Origin of the sequence: Pseudoalteromonas sp. CO109Y, assembly GCF_004208935.1 — a bacterium.
Classification (GTDB): domain Bacteria; phylum Pseudomonadota; class Gammaproteobacteria; order Enterobacterales; family Alteromonadaceae; genus Pseudoalteromonas; species Pseudoalteromonas shioyasakiensis.
On the sequence record NZ_SGPD01000027.1, the window covers coordinates 89,575 to 105,921 of the forward strand.

At 39.8% G+C, this 16,347-nt stretch carries 18 protein-coding genes; 11 read left to right on the plus strand and 7 right to left on the minus strand.

Annotation, left to right across the window (positions count from 1 at the left end; genetic code table 11):
* Window positions 1-106 precede the first annotated feature (106 nt).
* The 5 genes from EXT43_RS10360 (at window position 107) to corA (ending at window position 3,851) form a co-directional block, all read left to right on the plus strand.
* On the plus strand, window positions 107-490 hold the full coding sequence (locus EXT43_RS10360; RefSeq protein WP_055021296.1) for a hypothetical protein: 384 nt from the start codon (window positions 107-109) through the stop codon (window positions 488-490).
* Between the two features lie 167 nt (window positions 491-657).
* Window positions 658-870, plus strand: coding sequence for a helix-turn-helix transcriptional regulator (locus tag EXT43_RS10365; RefSeq protein ID WP_054560716.1), 213 nt, complete (start codon window positions 658-660; stop codon window positions 868-870).
* 30 nt (window positions 871-900) lie between these two features.
* Window positions 901-1,515 (plus strand): hypothetical protein, encoded by a 615-nt coding sequence (locus tag EXT43_RS10370; protein WP_062565021.1) that lies wholly within the window; start codon window positions 901-903, stop codon window positions 1,513-1,515.
* A gap of 28 nt (window positions 1,516-1,543) precedes the next feature.
* Complete coding sequence (locus EXT43_RS10375) at window positions 1,544-2,773, plus strand: serine hydrolase domain-containing protein (protein ID WP_062565022.1); 1,230 nt, start codon at window positions 1,544-1,546, stop codon at window positions 2,771-2,773.
* A gap of 121 nt (window positions 2,774-2,894) precedes the next feature.
* Window positions 2,895-3,851 (plus strand): magnesium/cobalt transporter CorA, encoded by a 957-nt coding sequence (gene corA, locus EXT43_RS10380; RefSeq protein ID WP_062565023.1) that lies wholly within the window; start codon window positions 2,895-2,897, stop codon window positions 3,849-3,851.
* 60 nt (window positions 3,852-3,911) lie between these two features.
* On the opposite strand, the gene dps is transcribed toward corA, so the two are convergent.
* The 3 genes from dps to EXT43_RS10395 form a co-directional block, all read right to left on the minus strand.
* Complete coding sequence (gene dps, locus EXT43_RS10385) at window positions 3,912-4,430, minus strand: DNA starvation/stationary phase protection protein Dps (protein ID WP_054551887.1); 519 nt, start codon at window positions 4,428-4,430, stop codon at window positions 3,912-3,914.
* A gap of 226 nt (window positions 4,431-4,656) precedes the next feature.
* Window positions 4,657-5,076, minus strand: coding sequence for a CBS domain-containing protein (locus tag EXT43_RS10390; protein WP_054551886.1), 420 nt, complete (start codon window positions 5,074-5,076; stop codon window positions 4,657-4,659).
* 79 nt (window positions 5,077-5,155) lie between these two features.
* The gene (locus EXT43_RS10395; RefSeq protein WP_062565024.1) at window positions 5,156-6,166 is read right to left on the minus strand and encodes a substrate-binding domain-containing protein; all 1,011 of its coding nucleotides are present in this window, start codon (window positions 6,164-6,166) and stop codon (window positions 5,156-5,158) included.
* A gap of 167 nt (window positions 6,167-6,333) precedes the next feature.
* Here EXT43_RS10395 and EXT43_RS10400 point away from each other — a divergent pair, with 167 nt between their 5' ends.
* Both EXT43_RS10400 and EXT43_RS10405 read left to right on the plus strand, forming a co-directional pair.
* The gene (locus EXT43_RS10400; protein ID WP_130166904.1) at window positions 6,334-7,137 is read left to right on the plus strand and encodes a LytTR family DNA-binding domain-containing protein; all 804 of its coding nucleotides are present in this window, start codon (window positions 6,334-6,336) and stop codon (window positions 7,135-7,137) included.
* A gap of 82 nt (window positions 7,138-7,219) precedes the next feature.
* Window positions 7,220-7,741: a cytochrome b/b6 domain-containing protein gene (locus EXT43_RS10405; RefSeq protein WP_130166905.1), complete on the plus strand. Its 522-nt coding sequence runs from the start codon at window positions 7,220-7,222 to the stop codon at window positions 7,739-7,741.
* Here the strand turns inward: EXT43_RS10405 and EXT43_RS10410 are convergent.
* A complete protein-coding gene (locus tag EXT43_RS10410) occupies window positions 7,738-8,874 on the minus strand; it encodes a GGDEF domain-containing protein (RefSeq protein ID WP_082710879.1) in 1,137 nt (378 codons plus the stop codon). The two genes, EXT43_RS10405 and EXT43_RS10410, sit on opposite strands and share 4 nt — an antisense overlap.
* 145 nt (window positions 8,875-9,019) lie before the next feature.
* Here EXT43_RS10410 and EXT43_RS10415 point away from each other — a divergent pair, with 145 nt between their 5' ends.
* Entirely contained in the window at window positions 9,020-9,691 is a 672-nt protein-coding gene (locus tag EXT43_RS10415) for a penicillin-insensitive murein endopeptidase (protein WP_130166906.1), read from the plus strand.
* Window positions 9,692-9,945: 254 nt separating this feature from the next.
* Window positions 9,946-11,127, plus strand: a complete 1,182-nt coding sequence (locus tag EXT43_RS10420; RefSeq protein WP_130166907.1) for a hypothetical protein — start codon at window positions 9,946-9,948, stop codon at window positions 11,125-11,127.
* A 59-nt stretch (window positions 11,128-11,186) separates the two neighbouring features.
* Here EXT43_RS10420 and EXT43_RS10425 read toward each other — a convergent pair whose 3' ends face one another.
* Window positions 11,187-11,777 (minus strand): LysE family translocator, encoded by a 591-nt coding sequence (locus tag EXT43_RS10425; protein WP_055198399.1) that lies wholly within the window; start codon window positions 11,775-11,777, stop codon window positions 11,187-11,189.
* 99 nt (window positions 11,778-11,876) lie between these two features.
* On the opposite strand from EXT43_RS10425, the gene EXT43_RS10430 reads away from it, so the two are divergent.
* Together EXT43_RS10430 and EXT43_RS10435 are read left to right on the plus strand one after the other, a co-directional pair.
* Window positions 11,877-12,326: an Lrp/AsnC family transcriptional regulator gene (locus EXT43_RS10430; RefSeq protein WP_054551870.1), complete on the plus strand. Its 450-nt coding sequence runs from the start codon at window positions 11,877-11,879 to the stop codon at window positions 12,324-12,326.
* A gap of 98 nt (window positions 12,327-12,424) precedes the next feature.
* Window positions 12,425-13,234: a hypothetical protein gene (locus EXT43_RS10435; protein ID WP_130166908.1), complete on the plus strand. Its 810-nt coding sequence runs from the start codon at window positions 12,425-12,427 to the stop codon at window positions 13,232-13,234.
* A gap of 24 nt (window positions 13,235-13,258) precedes the next feature.
* Here the strand turns inward: EXT43_RS10435 and EXT43_RS10440 are convergent, their stop codons facing one another.
* Both EXT43_RS10440 and EXT43_RS10445 read right to left on the minus strand, forming a co-directional pair.
* Window positions 13,259-13,960 carry a (2Fe-2S)-binding protein gene (locus EXT43_RS10440; RefSeq protein ID WP_165385096.1) on the minus strand — a complete coding sequence of 234 codons (702 nt, stop codon included), beginning with the start codon at window positions 13,958-13,960 and terminating at the stop codon, window positions 13,259-13,261.
* Complete coding sequence (locus tag EXT43_RS10445) at window positions 13,935-16,334, minus strand: GNAT family N-acetyltransferase (protein ID WP_062565031.1); 2,400 nt, start codon at window positions 16,332-16,334, stop codon at window positions 13,935-13,937. The genes EXT43_RS10440 and EXT43_RS10445 overlap by 26 nt, the downstream gene beginning before the upstream one ends.
* Between the last annotated feature and the right edge of the window lie 13 nt (window positions 16,335-16,347).

Below are 16,347 nucleotides of genomic sequence, written 5' to 3' on the forward strand. Positions count from 1 at the left end.
CATCAGCTAACAATTATCTGCTTTAGGTACTTATCTTTAGCTTGCTTAAAATACACCCAGTACTATAAGTTAGGGTTTCTGTTTAATTAATAATAAGGAAAAACTCATGGCAGATAATTACACACCACCTGAAGCAAGCCTTCAGATGGCATCTGAAAATAACTCAGGGCAGGGGAAGGTAGACGATTTACCCGAGGGCATTAAAGGCTTTAGTTGGGGCGCTTTCTTGCTAAGTTGGATTTGGGCAATTGGCAACAGCACTTGGATTGGCTTATTGGCCTTAGTGCCTTATGTTGGTTTTATTGTGTCGATTTATCTGGGTTTTAAAGGCCGAGAAATGGCATGGCAAAATAAACGTTGGGATAGCGTTGAGCATTTTCAACGAGTACAAAAACAATGGTCATTTTGGGGCGTGTTGATCATTGGTGGCATATTTTTATTGGGTATTGTAGCGGCGATAGCTATCCCTGCTTACCAAGCCAATGTCTAACTTATAAATAGAGCGAAAAGCCAGTATTTACTGGCTTTTTTTATGCCTGAAATGGTCAAAATATGGGTTTAATTACTTACTGAGTTATTATGTTTATCATTCTTTGTTTTATGATAATCGTAAAATAAAGTTTGACAATCATAAATCCGCTGTGTACTTTTTAGACTATGAAAATACGAATCAACCTAGATATAGAATTGGCAAAGAACAAAATGCAGCTGAAAGAGCTATCTCAGCGAATTGATATTTCTATGACCAATTTATCATTACTAAAAAACGGAAAAGTGAAAGCGATCCGCTTTAGTACCCTTGAAGCTATTTGTGAAGAGCTTAATTGCCAACCCGGCGATATTTTGGTGTACGAACGCGATAGCGAATAACTTTCAACGCAACAGGATTTTGGAGGGCATATGCTCAACCGTGACTATTTACTACCCGGCATAGCAGCAGGATTACTCGCTGTCATTTTTCCCATGTACTGGATTTCAGTATTTGGCGAAACACTCGATGGCTTAGGAGAGGCGCTTAAGCTTGATTTACAAAGCTTAAATTTTTCAGACCTTGTGTTCGTGCTCATCGGTGCACTTGAAATTTACGTGTACCTGAGTTTACGCAAGGCACTAAAAGATATGTTTGATGTTGAAGGTGTACGCATACTGTTATGTGTGTTGGCGGTGTTGGTATTAGCTTTTCATGCCACTGTGTTATGTGATGTTTATCTTGCCGTAGCTGGTGATAAAGCATCGAATGATGTAGTAGAAAGTATTTCAATTATTGCCATGGTGGTCTCGGCTGGGAGTTTAGGCTTGTATGCCTTAGTAGGTTTGATCACAGCCGCGTTATTACTAACAAAGCGCCATGGAATGTCATCGTTGCTAACGGTGTTTTCTATCCTATTGTTGCTAATGTGCATCTTACAGCTAACGGTGATTTTTGCTTACTTGAATGTGTTTTTATTCCCAGCAGCATTATTAATTTTAATGGTGTTCTTTATCAAAAAACCTGAGCAAATCGAAGTGATTTAACAGCGCTTTGTAACACAAGGAATAGGGTATGAGCTGGTTTAAAACGATTCTGTTAACGCTATTTTTGTCATTTGTTTGGGCTGCTACCTGTGTATATGGTGGTGTCAGTGGTTGGTTTTTAAAACCCATTGCCGAAACGGGCAATACTGAGCAATTTATTGCTAATAGTCAGGTACTGATTGCCAACAATCACGCAAACATTGCTTATGTTTTGATTGAAAATGGCCAAGTGGTTTTTCAAGATTACTCAAAAAGCAAAGATGAAATAACCGCAAATACTCTGTTCCCAGTGGCGTCACTCAGTAAATTTATTACCGCCTATGGCGTGATGACTCTGGCAGAGCAACAACAAATTCGTTTAGATCACGCGATTAATGAGCAACTGACGGGCTGGCAGTTACCTGATTCAGAGTTTGGTAATCAAACTGTTAGCCTTGCTCATCTGTTGTCTCATACTGCGGGGCTTGGTGATGGTTTAGGCTTTGCTGATATTGAGCTAAATGAAACCGTACCAAGCTTGCTTGCGTCGCTAAACAAGCCGCTATCATCAACGGGTGTGCGGGAAATTAAAGTCACCAAGCCTGTGGGCGATTTTCAGTATTCTGGGGGCGGCTATTTGATGCTGGAGCTGCTGGTAGAAGAAAAAACGAATCAACGCTTTGCAACTTGGATGGCTGATAACGTCTTTAAGCCAGTCAATATGACTGATGCTAGTTACGATGTACTCACTGAGTTAGATAACATCGCACCTGCTTATGATAAAAGCGGGCAAGCTGCGGGGCATTTTCAATACGCATCGGCAGCGGCAACAGGCTTACTGGCAAGTAGCCATGACTTAATCGCTTTAGTGCAAGCATTAACATCACCTCAAACAGGGCAGTTAAGCCCGCAAATGATCAGTACCATGCGAGCGCCTTTGGCAATTAGCTTAGGCGCACCAATTTGGGGGCTAGGTACCATGCTTTATGCACCAACAGCATCGGGAGATTTTGTGTTTGGCCATGATGGCGCGAATGAGCCAGCAATAAATAGCACACTTCGCATCAACCCAGATAACAATGATGCAATCATCGTACTTAGTAGCGGCGGTGAACATATTGCATCAAAGCTCGGTTATGAATGGACGCTTTGGCAAACCGGTTACCCCGACTTTTTAGCGTTTGATGTTGCCTTGCAAAGTGCTTTTGTACCTTGCTTAATAGGCCTTGGCATTATCTTGATAGGTGTGCTTTTGGTGCGTTTCAAAAAAGCGAAATAAGCAATTGATGTTAGGTTTAAATTATTTTTCTGCTTTACCCTGTAATTAGTAGCATTGTCATTGTTCATTAACGTGAACAGCTATAGTATTTGCTTTACATTGATTATTCAGGGTAGGGCGCATGTTACGATTTTTTTCTATAGACCAAGGTGTGATCACAGAAACTGAGCCAGCTGTTGATACACCGCTTGTTACTTCTATTAAAAATGCCCACTGGATTGATACCATAAATCCGACCGAAGAAGAACGGCAAGCGCTGGCAAGCACGCTTAATATCACCTTACCCGGTGCTGATGATGTTGAAGAAATCGAGGCCTCTTCCCGTTGTTTTATCGACCATGAAGGCTTGCATGTGCATGCGCTTTTCATGTCACCAAATGAAGGGCGCTTTAATACGGTAACCGTGGCTTGTTTACTACAAGACAACTGCTTGCTGACAATCCGCGATGATGAACTAGCCGATTTTCGTCTTTTACGATTGCGTGCTCGGAAAGGGCAGGTAGCGTGTGATAATCCAAAGCAACTTTTGGTGACTTTATTTGACCAAAAAGTCGAAAACCACGCTGATATGCTTGAAGACATGCATCACCAGTTAGAAAAACTCAGTGCCTATGTACTTGAAGAGGATGACTCAGACTTAGAAGAAGCTGTTAGTCGAATTTCGCGCCTTGAAGATAATAACGGTAAAGTGCGTTTATGTTTGATGGATACGCGCCGGAATATCTCGTTTTTACTGCGCCACCTAGGAGCGCCGACAGAAGACCGCGAATCACTACGTGAAATTGTACTCGATATTGATACCCTTATGTCTCACTGTACATTTTTGTTTGATAAGGTGAATTTTTTAATGGACTCGACTCAGGGTTTTATTAACATCGAACAAAACCAAATTATAAAAACCTTCTCTATTGCCTCAGTGGTGTTTTTACCGCCGACCGTTGTCGCCAGTATCTATGGGATGAATTTTAACAGCATGCCTGAACTGCAATGGGCATGGGGTTACCCGTTTGCAATTGGCATTATGTTGCTGTCTGGCTTTGCACCTTACTTGTTCTTTAAACATAAAGGTTGGTTGTAACAAAGCATAAAAAAGCCCAGCAAATGCTGGGCAAGGGGTCTTCGGATAGACCTAGGGGGTTTAACCTTTCAATTCGCCGGTAGACGATTCGATATGTGCACGAACAAACCATTGGAATTGTTCTAAGTCAGCCAGTTGGCCGGTGATCATATCTTCAGAAACTGGGTCTAGCTCACCAAGCTTATCGATAGCTGCACGGTGGTCTTTATTAACACCGTTATACACTTTATCAAGCGCTGTTAGGTGGTCAGTAACTAAGCCTTTACCAATTGAATAATCTTGCCAAGTACGGCGTTCTACAATTGATTGTGGTGTGCCAACAGGTACGCCGCCCATAGTTGCAATACGCTCTGCAATCGTGTCAGTCATCTCTTGCACTGCGCTTACTTGCGGGTCTAACATTTCGTGTACACCAATAAAATTAGGACCAACAACATTCCAATGAATGTGTTTTAAAGTGAGGTGTAAATCGATTAAAGCGACCATGCGCTGGTCTAGAATAGCAATCGTGTCAGCTGCAGCTTGGTCTTTAACACCAGGTGCTGTAAATTCTGCGATTTTTGATGATGAATTACTCATTACTCCTCCGAGATTATCTATAAATTTCCTTTCGCTTTTAAATTAAAAAGCGTGTGTAGTTATATAGAAGCAAGCGTTGTGCCTAAAATGGATTTTTCCTTAACCTTATGAATTTAAATGTTTAATTTAATTTTGTTTTGAGGTGGGGAGGTTGTGGTGAGGTATGAGTATGAAAACTCTGCACACCTTCTGTAAAAAATTCAGTGTGCAGATACAAAGTTACGACTTAAGAAAGTAATGCAGCCGCTAAACGAACAAAGTCAGATGAAGTTAGAATGCCCACTAGGTTATTATCTTTATCAACCACAGGCATGCAGCCATGACGGTTTTCAACAAAAAACTTAGCAACTTCGTGAAGCGGTTGCTCTGGCGAGATACTGGTAAAATCGGTAGCCATAATATCAACTACTTTAGTTTGCTTTTCTTTGCGTTCAAGGGCGCTGGCGCTGTAATTAGCCATGATATTCATTACCTGAGCAATCATGATTTTTTGCGTTAACATGCCAACTAAGCCACCGTGCTCATTGATCACTGGAATATGACGGACATTCTTCTCTTTCATTAGATTATGAGCATCATGCAGGGTATTTTGCGCACTTATGGCGAATGGGTCTGGCGTCATCAAATCACTAACTAGGTGTGTCATGGCTACATCCTTACAATTAATCAAGTTGTGGTAAGTCTAGCGCTTATCGAGTTAATTGCACTTTAGTGAGATCAAAGTTTTAGTGATTAACGGTGCAAGTACCTGCATTATTTTGCTGACAATAATGAAAGTCTAAATAATAGTGAGACTTAGCTGGTCGTTCACCTTTAGTGAGGTATTGATACATTAATTCTGCAGAAAGTCGGCCCATTTCAAATGGGTTTTGACCAATATTGGCCGATGATAATCCTTGCTGTAATACTTCTAATTGCATTTGCTCAGTATCAGCAGAAACGATCACCACCTCTTGATTGGCAATGCGTTGTTTATGTTTAGCAATCACGTTTGCATAGTTAGAGTTAAATTGAGCAAAACCCGCTACCGCTAAAAATAGTGGTGGATTTTCAAGGTTAAGCAGTTTGTCGAGTTGACCGAGGGAGACTTCTCGCTTGCCTAAGCTATATAAAGGGCATCGATCAAACTCACTCCAGCCATTTTCACCGCTTAAACGTTTATCTTTTTGCCCAGATAACGCATAGCGAACACCTTCAATGCGCTTGTTTAAATTAGGTGTTGTTGAGTGCCCTGATTGAATACAAACTTGGTTATTTTCTTTGTTGGTGAATTTTTTTAATTCGTTACCTAAGGCCACACCATAGTCAAAATTATTGGTACCCACATAGGCTAAACGGTACTGCTGATCTTCCTCAAGCAGATCAGAGTCAAAAGTGATCACAGGAATGTTGTTATCTTTAAGCTTTTTTAATGCTCTTTCAACAAGGTAATTGGAATCTGTGGTTGCGATTAATAAACCACTAATGTTGTTTCTGCGAACTAGGTCGGTGATCACTAATACTTGCGTGCGAATATCTTGAAAGTCTTTGGGGCCGTCGTAAATACATTCAAAATCGAGATGCTGTTTTGCAAATTGCTCACACCCTTTAAAGGCTTGCTGATAAAAGCTATCGTTTTTGGTTTTACCCACAACAGCTACCACATATTTAGCCTGAATTGGCAGGGCAAAAAGCCAAAAACTGGCACACAAAAGTACCCAGTTTAATTTAAAATTTAATAATACTTTTAAAGGCATAGCACTACATATTGCAAGTTAAGTATAAGCACGAGCTAATTATAGTGGCAGAGTTCGAATTTACCAGTCAGCATTTGCATCAATCAACTGGCTTTAACATATAATGAAAAAGCCTTTTTAGGGAAGCGGCTATTTTTGCTACCTTTTATGACTCAAATGGAGTGGCTATGAGCATATATAAATACTGGCAGCAATTAACAACACTTTGGCAAAAGGCCGCTTTTTTATGGGGGGCTTTTTTTATTCTATTTAATGCATATTGCTTTTTTTGGCGTCATTTAATTGCGGGAGGCCAATATCAGTTTATTGACTCACAAATTTTTTGGCTTAAAGAGTGGGGGGCTTTATGTACTTTAAATATTGTTCTGGTGGCTTTTGTTGATTTAAAAGCCAGGATTAATAGTAACTTATTTGTTTTTGTTATTATGTGCGCAGTGACTATTTGTTCTTTGGTGATGTTACGTATTTTTGTTGATTACTCTTTTTATGGCTATGCAATTGCGGCTTCATTCATTCAGCTTTTACCAAAGTACTTAATCGCATGTTGTTTGGTATTGGCTTTATGGCGAGTATGCAGCATGTCGCTCTTGTCAAAAGCAAAGAACGACAAGCCTGAGAAAGGTCTATCTGAATATATTGAAATAAACCATAAAGGGGTTATTAAGAGACTCTCCCCAGAATCAATATTATTTATTAAAGCTGCCGGTAACTATGTAGAAATACAAACATTAACCGAATGCTTTTTAAAAAGAGATACCATCAAAAACATTCAAGCTCACTTACCTTGCAATGAATTTAAGCAAGTGCACCGCAGCTACCTTGTAAATTTAGCCCATATTGAAGATTTTAATCTTCATAAAGCAAATGCAACTTTACAGATGAAACTAGGGTTTAGCATTCCTGTTAGCAAAACTTTTAAACCAGCATTAGCAAATGTATTAAGTGAGCCAAGTGTATTCGTCACAGAATGATGGGTTTCGTCACAATCTTATTTAAAACAAAAGCTTAATCTTTACTATTGAGTCATGAAAACAGTTTTTAAGGATAAAGTTCATGACAATAAATACACAGAAAACACATAAGTTTTTGCATTGGCTCAGTGCGCTATTAGTCATTAGCGTACTTGTTTTGGGTTACTACATGACCTGGGTGACTGACTACAGTTTGTATCATTGGCATAAATCAATTGCGGTGATCATTGCCGTCGTCTGGCTGTTAAGAATAGTTTATAGGCTCTATCAGCCGTTTCAATCTACTGTACAAACAAGGTTAACTAAGTGGTTGCATTTATATCATTGGGGCTTGCTAATCTTGCTAGCTGTAATGTTACTGTCTGGTGCTTTTTATAGTGGTTTCGGTGGCTTTGGTATTGCGGTTTTTTCATGGCAGTTAGTGGCTAGTAATTATAATGAAGCGGGTCAGGCCGTTGCGCCAAGCGCCTGGTTAAGCGATTTTGGCTGGCAAATTCATATTTTATCTGGGTATGTGTTATCAGCTGCTCTTTCAATCCATATTTTAGCGGCGCTTAAGCATCATTTTATAGATAAAGATGCGACCCTAAAGAGTATGCTTTAAGCGTTTATTTTAATTTGGTTTCGACCATTATCTTTCGCCTCATAAACAGCTTTGTCTGCGCGGTTTACTAAGCTTTCAAAGCTGTCATTTGACTGCCAGTTGGTTAAACCAAAGCTAGCGGTGACAGGTATACGGTGCTCTTGATAAGCTATTTGACTGCCTTCGATGGTTTTACGAAGGCCTTCTAAAAATTGTGTCGCTGACTTGATGTCGGTAGCAAAGAACAACAGTAAAAATTCTTCACCGCCGAGCCTGCAACATAAGTCTTCTTTTTTCAAATGGTGTTTCATTAGATCAGAGAAAACTTCGAGTACTAGGTCACCGCCATCATGCCCATAACTATCATTAATACGTTTGAAGTAATCAATATCAACAACACAAGCAAATAAGCTAGAAGTTTGGCTCGGGCTGAATAGTTGCTGCTGTTCAATAATGAATTGTAGTCCGCGGCGATTGTAAAGCCCGGTAAGTGGATCTTTTAAAGACAGCTCCAAATAGCGTTTTTTTTCATCCACTAACAGGGTAGTGATGAGACCAAGGCCAGTCATAACAAACACGGTTGCATGGGCAATAACCGTGAGAGAGTATAAGGTTGCTAAGTTGTGTTCATGGGTAATAATACTCAGCTGCGAAATAGGCACTAAAAGAAGAATACACTGCGCCATCGACAACACTGTATTACCTATGTTCTTCTCACATACAGCACGCTTTGTTGTGTAGTAAATAAGTGCAGGTAGAACGCTTAGCGTAAAACAGGCTTCAACAAGGGCAAGTTGATTTATATTTTGAGTAAGGAGGGCAAATACAGAAAAAATAGCACCATGCGCAATGATTATCTTATTAAAGCGGCTGGGTTCATCATGGTTATAAATGGATAATTGCAATAATGTCATGGAGATCATATAAATCACCACACCAGAACGAAAACTTGGCGTAAGGTCTAATAAGTCTTGGATCCAAAGCCATGCAAAGCCAATTACACCAAGGTAAAAAAACAGGTTAAATAAGTAAATCGAGCGGTTATTAAAACTACTGCGCATCAGGCGCGTGGCTATAATGGAGCAGGTTACTACCGTAATGAGTAAGAAGACAAAAAAGCCGTGGTAAAAGTAATTCTCTACGTTACTAGCCATGAGTCGCACTGAAAAGCTCTAGGTAAATAAAGCTTAGCACAGGAAAAATTACTCACCTTTAAATCCTACCTATGATTCAAAAATGCTTTAATCGTTAGTTCATTTATTGATAGCTAAGCTTTAAATTTTTAAAGAAGCTACTGCAATGAAAACATGTTTATTTTTAGCCTTATTATTTTGCTCTGGGTCGGTTTTGGCTAATAGCGTCTGTGGTGGAACGACTGCCAATGGCTATGTACGCAATGCAGTAAAACTACCCAGCAAGGGTGATAACTTTACCAGCTTCAGCAAAGTGGCTGAGCTGGCAGGGCGTACGTATGTTCATTCGCAGGTAAAAAACATTATTGTTGATGCCTACCAAGCGCTCCAGAAATCCCATCCAGATAAACGATACAAATACGCTGAAACGGGCTTAGAAAATGGCGGGAAATTTAGCCCGCATAAAACCCATCAAAATGGTTTGTCGGTTGATTTTATGACACCTGTTATTAACGAAAAGGGGCTATCAGTTCATTTGCCTACACATGTGTTTAATCGTTTTGGCTACGATATTGAATTTGATAAACAAGGCCAGTTTGAACAGTTTAAGATTGATTATACCGCTTTAGCAGCTCATATCGTTGAGCTGCATAAATCGGCTACAGTAAAAGGCTACGATCTGTGGCGTGTGATCTTTGACCCAACCTTGCAGGCTGGGCTTTATAAAACTAAGTATGCCGACTATTTAAAAGAGCATATTCAGTTTTCGACTAAACCATCCTGGGTGCGACATGATGAGCATTACCATGTCGACTTTTTAGTGCCGTGTGAAAAATAGTCTTTAATCCATTACGGTTAGAATTGTTTATTAGATTATACGGTTTTAGTGAACAAGCAGCTGAAAGCTGATAAAGTACGTTGCGCAAAACATGGATGTTTCAACTTGTGCCACTTTTAAGTAAGTCCCTCACGTTTTCTTTAAGAAAAATAGAATCATGCCTCTGTTTGTATTTAATATGCTTAAAGCCTCACTATGCACATAGCTTAAGCATTTTAATTTAGAATTTACTATTAAATATAGAATTTAAAAATATGAAAAAATTAATACAAATCTTTGCTATTTTATTCTTTGTATCAACTTTAGCTGCTTGTATGACAACTTATAACCCTGTTCCACAAGGGTATCAGGGCGAAACTGCAACTATAAATGACACCTTCAGAACCATGGCAACTAGTACAGGACGGTTCTTTTACTTGAGTAAAGTGAATGGCAAAGATGTCAATAACGCTATTAGGGCAACAAACCAAGCTACTTATGGACAAGGTATGGTTCTGTCACCTGTTGGGTTTAGTCGAAAAGTACCAGCAGAGGAAATGACACTAACACTAGTAGCGCAGGTCCATCATGCCGCACCTATTAACTATATGTTTAACTCAGGAACGAATTACATCGTTACAGGTGATGTATCTTTTATTCCAGAAGCAGGGCAAAGCTATCTAGTAAAGGGGTATTTGAGTAGTGACTTTTCGTCTGTTTGGCTTGTAAATAGCGCTGGTGAGCAAGTATCTGATGCTGTGGTTTTAAAAGGTGATCCTGATAAGAATGCAGCTGTAATAGCCAAATTAGTTAAGGGCAAAGTTGTACTTCCCGAGCCGCCAAAAACGCAAGCGACTATTAAAAAGCAGGTTGCTATCACAACAGAGTCATTTGATAACCCATTGTTTTTTCTTGAGCAGGGACTGAGTGCGGAAGCTATTATTAAGAAGTTAGGTGAGCCTGATCATATTCGTTATGTTGAAAAAGGCTTTTTTAATAACCAGCCTGAAATGCAGATATTTCATTTTACAGATCTTGGCAGTGTTCAAATGGTTAAGTCACCTGCAGATGGGCAGTTTTATTCAAAGTTAACTTATAATGTTAATAGCCAAGAACATTATCAGTTTGTTGATGTAGTGAACCAAGCTAATGGTACCGAAACTCAAATCCTTGGTAAGAAATTTTATAATATCGGTGTTTACAAAGAGCAATACCTAGACGCATTAGCGAATAAGCTATGGCAAAATAAATATACTGTCGATGGGCGTATGCTAGATGGTGTCGCGTACTATTGTAAAATTATTGCCAATGCACAATCGATGCGTTACCAAGCTATGCTAAAAAACCTTGTTGCAGATAAAGATGTTCCTTCAAAGTTACGTCGTCATTGTAAAGCGGCCAAAAAAGACATAGACAAATTAAAGCTCGCAACTGTTGAGCAGTTTGAATTTATGTAGTTTAGTTCCAAGCCAATTCACTTAATCAAGTGAATTGGTATTTAAATCTTAATAATCATTTAAAACAAACTAAACATCACTGAAGCGATTAATAGTATTGCCATTAGGTAGTTAAATGCTTTTAAGCGCTTTGGGCTGGCAAGCCAGTGTTGTAGCTTTTCGCCAAGTAGTGTCCACGAGCTGACGCACGGCAGGTTTATTAAACCAAATACGAGGCTTACGATTAACACTGAGGTGAGGTTTTTGTCTGGGGCATATAAGCTTACCGCGCTTAATGCCATTGCCCACGCCTTTGGGTTTACCCATTGAAATAGTGCAGCCTGAATAAAAGTAAACGGCTTACTCTCACTACTGGCTTTTTGTTGTGCGTTACTTGTGGCAATTTTAAACGCCAGATAGAGTAAGTAAGCAATACAAAATACTTTTAATATCAAATAGCTTGGTGGAAACAAGTCAAATAGCTGCATGATGCCAAGGCCTACTAAAACCAGCATCAACATAAAGCCAAGCGTCACGCCAAGTAAGTGTGGTGTGGTTCTTTTAAAGCCAAAGTTAGCACCTGAGCTCATCAACATTAAGTTATTTGGCCCTGGGGTAATTGATGACACCAAAGCAAATAATGCCAAGGCTGTTAAAATTTCAAAACTCATCGCTATCTCTCCATTTGAATTTAGATGCAATTATAAGTTGTAATGCGCGCAATTTTTGCGCTTAATGTTGTTGTGTTTATTTAAATTTCACAATCAAAAATGAAAAAAGATAAAATTAACGACAGAATATTGCATGAGCTTAAGCGCAATGGCCGAATTGCCAATGCCGAGCTGGCAGATAAAGTGGGTTTATCACCTTCGGCATGCCTTCGTAGAGTGCAAGAGCTAGAAAAGCTTGGGGTTATTGCGGGGTATCGGGCGGTTATAAATAATCAGGCTGTTGGCCTAGGATTTATCGCTTATGTTGGGGTTGGTTTAAATGAGCACTCAACAGTATCTCAGCGAGCATTCGAACACGCTCTTGAGTTTATTGATGAAGTAAAAGAGTGCCACAATGTAACTGGCTCGTTTGAATATTTGCTGAGAGTCGAGACGGCGGATCTTAAATCCTATAAAGCGTTTCATGCTGATGTGCTAGGCTCAATACCACAGGTACGTACCATTACAACTCATGTGGTAATGGAATCACCTAAGGACGAACGCGCTTAATAATAGAGTTTGTACCTTTTTTGTTATTAATTTATTGCGAGCTATAAGGCCTTAGTCTAGAATCTTCGCGTTAAAATAATAATATATAAGGAAATTACGTGAAAACGTTAAAGCCTTTTTTGGCGTTTATAGCTTTAGGTTTATTAGCAGGCTGTCAATCGACAACCGAAACAGGTGTATCGATGGCCCGCTTTGAGAGCCCAGAGATCAACAGTGATCCTTTTCATTTTCGTGCAACTGTCGGTACAGATACAAGCAAGATCATTGCGAAAGATACCAGCGAGAGTACATCAACGAGTACAGCGTTAACGACTTCGATGAGTATGACCTTAGGTTATTCGACGGAGCTTACCGTAGGGGTTGGTATTGGTGGCGATCATGATTATGAAAAATACGCTATTAAGCATCAGTTTTATGGCAGCCCTTTAGAATCGGCCGTCGAGAAAAACTTCTCTATGGCCCTCAGCCTAGGCTATATTCGCAGTGAAGATGCGGGGTATGGTCCACTATTAGCGGGTAATTATGATGACGATACCTATGATTGGGGTTTATCGCACGATACTTATGATATTGCACTTATTTCAGGATACCGTTTAAGCTCAAAAGCCTTATTATACGGCAGTGTCTTTTATCAAAAAGGCTCTATTGATGTTAATTATACCCAGATGTATTACCGTACAGAGGAAGGTGATGTATTTTTATCGGGAGCATGTAGTGATACGCCAGAGCAGTGCCTTGATTTTAGTGCTGATTACGATGGTCATAATGCAGGTGTCAGCATTGCACTTGAATATGCATTTACGCATTGGTTCGCTATTACAGGTGAAGCGGTTTATAAATCGATGAACTGGTTTGATCGCAGTGAAAGCGAGACTGCAGCAAATGTAAACTTTGAATTTAGGTTCTAGGTTCAGCTTTTCGAGAAAAAGGCATTAGCAATCGCTAGTGCCTTTTTTGTTTAACGGACAGTTAGCGCAATAATCAGCGGTTACAAGTTGGTAGTGTAAGCAGCAGGTTTTACGCATAAATGTCAGCGTATTGTTTTGATCACTAAAGCGATGTTTACCACATAGCTTTTGCCATTGTTGAAAACGCTTTGCTATAAATTCTATCGATTTCTCTGGCCAGCAAGCGATTAACGCTGCGTGGAAAGTATCACTTTGTAAACGCTTTGATAACCCTTCATTTAACCTGTATTGCAATGGCAGGTTATCATTCCAAGCTTGCTGGTGATCAATTAAATGATTGGCTGCCAGTTCAATCAAATCTGCATTATTAAAAGAGTCATGTTGAACCATGATATTTAAATTAGCCAAACCATAAATATGTGAGCCCGTTACCCGTTGCTTAATATTGACCAGATCAGGAATGCAACCAAGGTGCTCTACACTGGCTACTAATAAGTAAATAACTTGCCAGCTTAATTGTAAGTAGAGATTGATTGCGACATATCCCTCAGTAACATTTGCCCCTCTTAACTTTATAGCGTTAGCCAAATCGGTTAGTTGCTTGCTAGTTAAACATTGACTGCTAAACCATTGTTCATCGTTTGTTGTAGTTAAGAACGTCAGCAGTGAACACTGCTGACGTAAGGCTAACTCAAGCTTATTATGCTGTTGTGTTTGCAAGTGCATATTGCGCCAATGGGTTTTGCAAATCACCTGCATACTGCAAGCTTGAAGCTGGGTCGGTAATGTCAACCATTTGTTGATTGTTACGCAGCTGTAAGCGGTTTAAGCAAGATAATGGGAATGACTCAGCAAATAAATCATGCTCAGCAAACTTGTCTTTAAGTGCAGGATGACTCGCCTGATACTGAACAATTGTATCGGCGACGGCTTGCCAAAATTGTTGTTCGGTCAAAAGGCCGTCAGTTACTAAAATTGCCGAAAGGTAGCGGAAGAAGCAATCGAAAATATCAGTAAAAATAGACAACACGGCAACGCCTTCTGGAATGGTTACCTTAATCCGCTTTATTTCATCATTCAGCTCGATATTACTATTTAATAAGGCAATTTCTTCACCAATGTCTTTAATGAATACGCCTACCGGCACATGATTGTTAAATCGAACGATGAGGTTTTCACCATGTGGCATAAAGACTAAATCATACTGGTAAAAACAATGTAGCAATGGTGTCATATAGGCCCGTAAGTAGTGGGTTAGCCACTTATCAGCACTGAGCCCCGATTTGGCAATTTTAGCACTTACAAATGAACGGCCTTCGCTATCGATATGAAGCAAACTTGCCATAGTGGCAAGGCTTTCATTCTCGTCCATGTATTGAGCGGGATTTTCACGCCAAAGAGCCGCCATCATTTTCTTATAAGGGTTATCGCCAAGCGCTGGATGAGTGTAATACTGCTCATCAAAGCCAAGGGTTGCGACTTCTCTTAAAGGTTGAAACTTCAGTGATTTTAAATAGCTATCTTGGTTTACTAAGTCGAACAACCATTGATTTATTGCTGGAGTTACTTTCATATAGGCGCTCGATAAGCCCCGCATAAAGCCCATATTTAAAATCGATAAGGCGGTTTTAACATAGCATTTGTGTGGTTTGCTGATGTTATACAGGGTACGAATTGATTGCTGCGGTAAATAACTATCTTGCGAATAGCCTAAGCACACAATGTGTTTTTGCGAGATATGATAGCTATAAACATGGACTAATTTGTTAAACCACTGCCATGGATGCATAGGAAATAACAGATAGTCACTTGGCTTTAAACCTTGCTCAGTCAGTGCTTTTTCAAAGCGCAAACGCTCAGCTACATCAAGCTCATCGGCAATCAAGCTTTCGTATTTATAATCATCGGTACTTTTAAAGGTGGTATGCTGTTTGTGGCACGCAAGCCATATTATTTGAAATGGGTTTGCGGCTTCTGGGGTATATTGGTGAAAATCTTGTGAGTTAAAACCAATGCGGCCATTGTTTGCAATAAAGCTTGGGTGACCCATGGTCATTTGGGTTTCGATCACTTGAAAATCTGCGTCTGCTAATTGCTGAGCGCTATAGCGATTATTTTTAAATTTAAATGCAAAGCCACTGAGTGTGCTCGCGAGTTCTTCGAGATAGGTGCCAAGCATTGATTTATCTATGTTTAACTTGTCATTACACTCAAGTACAAACGCGATAGCGTCTAATGGTTGGCTGTTGTTAAGCGCCATTTTAGTAATGCTATTTGGCTCAACTTGCAGGTGATTAAGCAACATAGGCTCACCTTTAAACTGATAGCTTTGTCCACCCATGGTATGCAACACATAATGGTTAGGTTTGTCACTGTCGTAGCTAAACAGTCGTTCGTGATAAAACTCACTGAGCATTTTGGCAATCAGTAAACGGTTTGCGTATTGCCAAGCCTGTTGGTCTAGGTGAGAATTACTGCTAGAGGGCGTTGCTTGTTGCACTGCAGGCCCTTGCTGTGAAGTGTCGAATCGAGACGAAAGATGCTGTAAGTAATTAAAATGATCTTTTTCTAAACTACCTAGTAATGCAGTTTTCTCACCTAATTTAATAACTTTATGATGGCTGAAACCTGCCTTTAAGTTAAGGCGATGAATTTTATGATTGGCTACATCTGGCTCCACAATCACTCGCTCACATGAGAGGGTATTAAACATAAACTCTAATACCGACTGCATAACAGCAAGGCTAAACCCTGCAACAGAGAACTGCTTTGGAGCAAGTAAAATATGCATGCCCAAATCGCCGTTTTTAAGCGCTAGGTGGTTCTCAAGTTTCAGTATTTGAGGTTTGTAAATTTCAATTAAAGCAATGGGTGTTTGGTTTATTTCAAGCAAATAGGCTTGTTGAGCCTCATCTTTATTGAGTGTTGTATAAAATTCTAAAATTTCTTCGGGTGAATGTTCCATTGCTCCCCAAAACTGGGCTTGGGGGTGTTTAAGCCAAGGGGTAATAATCGTTAGATCGTGTTCAGGGTTTAATGTTCTGATTTTTACATCACCAAGCAAAGCGTGCTTGATAGGAGTTTCAGTGATGTTTTTCATAATTGTATTCTCT

Excerpts from the sequence above, each read along its gene's own strand:
- EXT43_RS10360 (WP_055021296.1), top strand. The coding sequence starts at position 107 with ATGGCAGATAATTACACACCACCTGAAGCAAGCCTTCAGATGGCATCT.
- EXT43_RS10365 (WP_054560716.1), top strand. The coding sequence starts at position 658 with ATGAAAATACGAATCAACCTAGATATAGAATTGGCAAAGAACAAAATG.
- EXT43_RS10370 (WP_062565021.1), top strand. The coding sequence starts at position 901 with ATGCTCAACCGTGACTATTTACTACCCGGCATAGCAGCAGGATTACTC.
- EXT43_RS10375 (WP_062565022.1), top strand. The coding sequence starts at position 1,544 with ATGAGCTGGTTTAAAACGATTCTGTTAACGCTATTTTTGTCATTTGTT.
- corA (WP_062565023.1), top strand. The coding sequence starts at position 2,895 with ATGTTACGATTTTTTTCTATAGACCAAGGTGTGATCACAGAAACTGAG.
- dps (WP_054551887.1), bottom strand. The coding sequence starts at position 4,430 with ATGAGTAATTCATCATCAAAAATCGCAGAATTTACAGCACCTGGTGTT.
- EXT43_RS10390 (WP_054551886.1), bottom strand. The coding sequence starts at position 5,076 with ATGACACACCTAGTTAGTGATTTGATGACGCCAGACCCATTCGCCATA.
- EXT43_RS10395 (WP_062565024.1), bottom strand. The coding sequence starts at position 6,166 with ATGCCTTTAAAAGTATTATTAAATTTTAAATTAAACTGGGTACTTTTG.
- EXT43_RS10400 (WP_130166904.1), top strand. The coding sequence starts at position 6,334 with ATGAGCATATATAAATACTGGCAGCAATTAACAACACTTTGGCAAAAG.
- EXT43_RS10405 (WP_130166905.1), top strand. The coding sequence starts at position 7,220 with ATGACAATAAATACACAGAAAACACATAAGTTTTTGCATTGGCTCAGT.
- EXT43_RS10410 (WP_082710879.1), bottom strand. The coding sequence starts at position 8,874 with ATGGCTAGTAACGTAGAGAATTACTTTTACCACGGCTTTTTTGTCTTC.
- EXT43_RS10415 (WP_130166906.1), top strand. The coding sequence starts at position 9,020 with ATGAAAACATGTTTATTTTTAGCCTTATTATTTTGCTCTGGGTCGGTT.
- EXT43_RS10420 (WP_130166907.1), top strand. The coding sequence starts at position 9,946 with ATGAAAAAATTAATACAAATCTTTGCTATTTTATTCTTTGTATCAACT.
- EXT43_RS10425 (WP_055198399.1), bottom strand. The coding sequence starts at position 11,777 with ATGAGTTTTGAAATTTTAACAGCCTTGGCATTATTTGCTTTGGTGTCA.
- EXT43_RS10430 (WP_054551870.1), top strand. The coding sequence starts at position 11,877 with ATGAAAAAAGATAAAATTAACGACAGAATATTGCATGAGCTTAAGCGC.
- EXT43_RS10440 (WP_165385096.1), bottom strand. The coding sequence starts at position 13,960 with ATGCACTTGCAAACACAACAGCATAATAAGCTTGAGTTAGCCTTACGT.
- EXT43_RS10445 (WP_062565031.1), bottom strand. The coding sequence starts at position 16,334 with ATGAAAAACATCACTGAAACTCCTATCAAGCACGCTTTGCTTGGTGAT.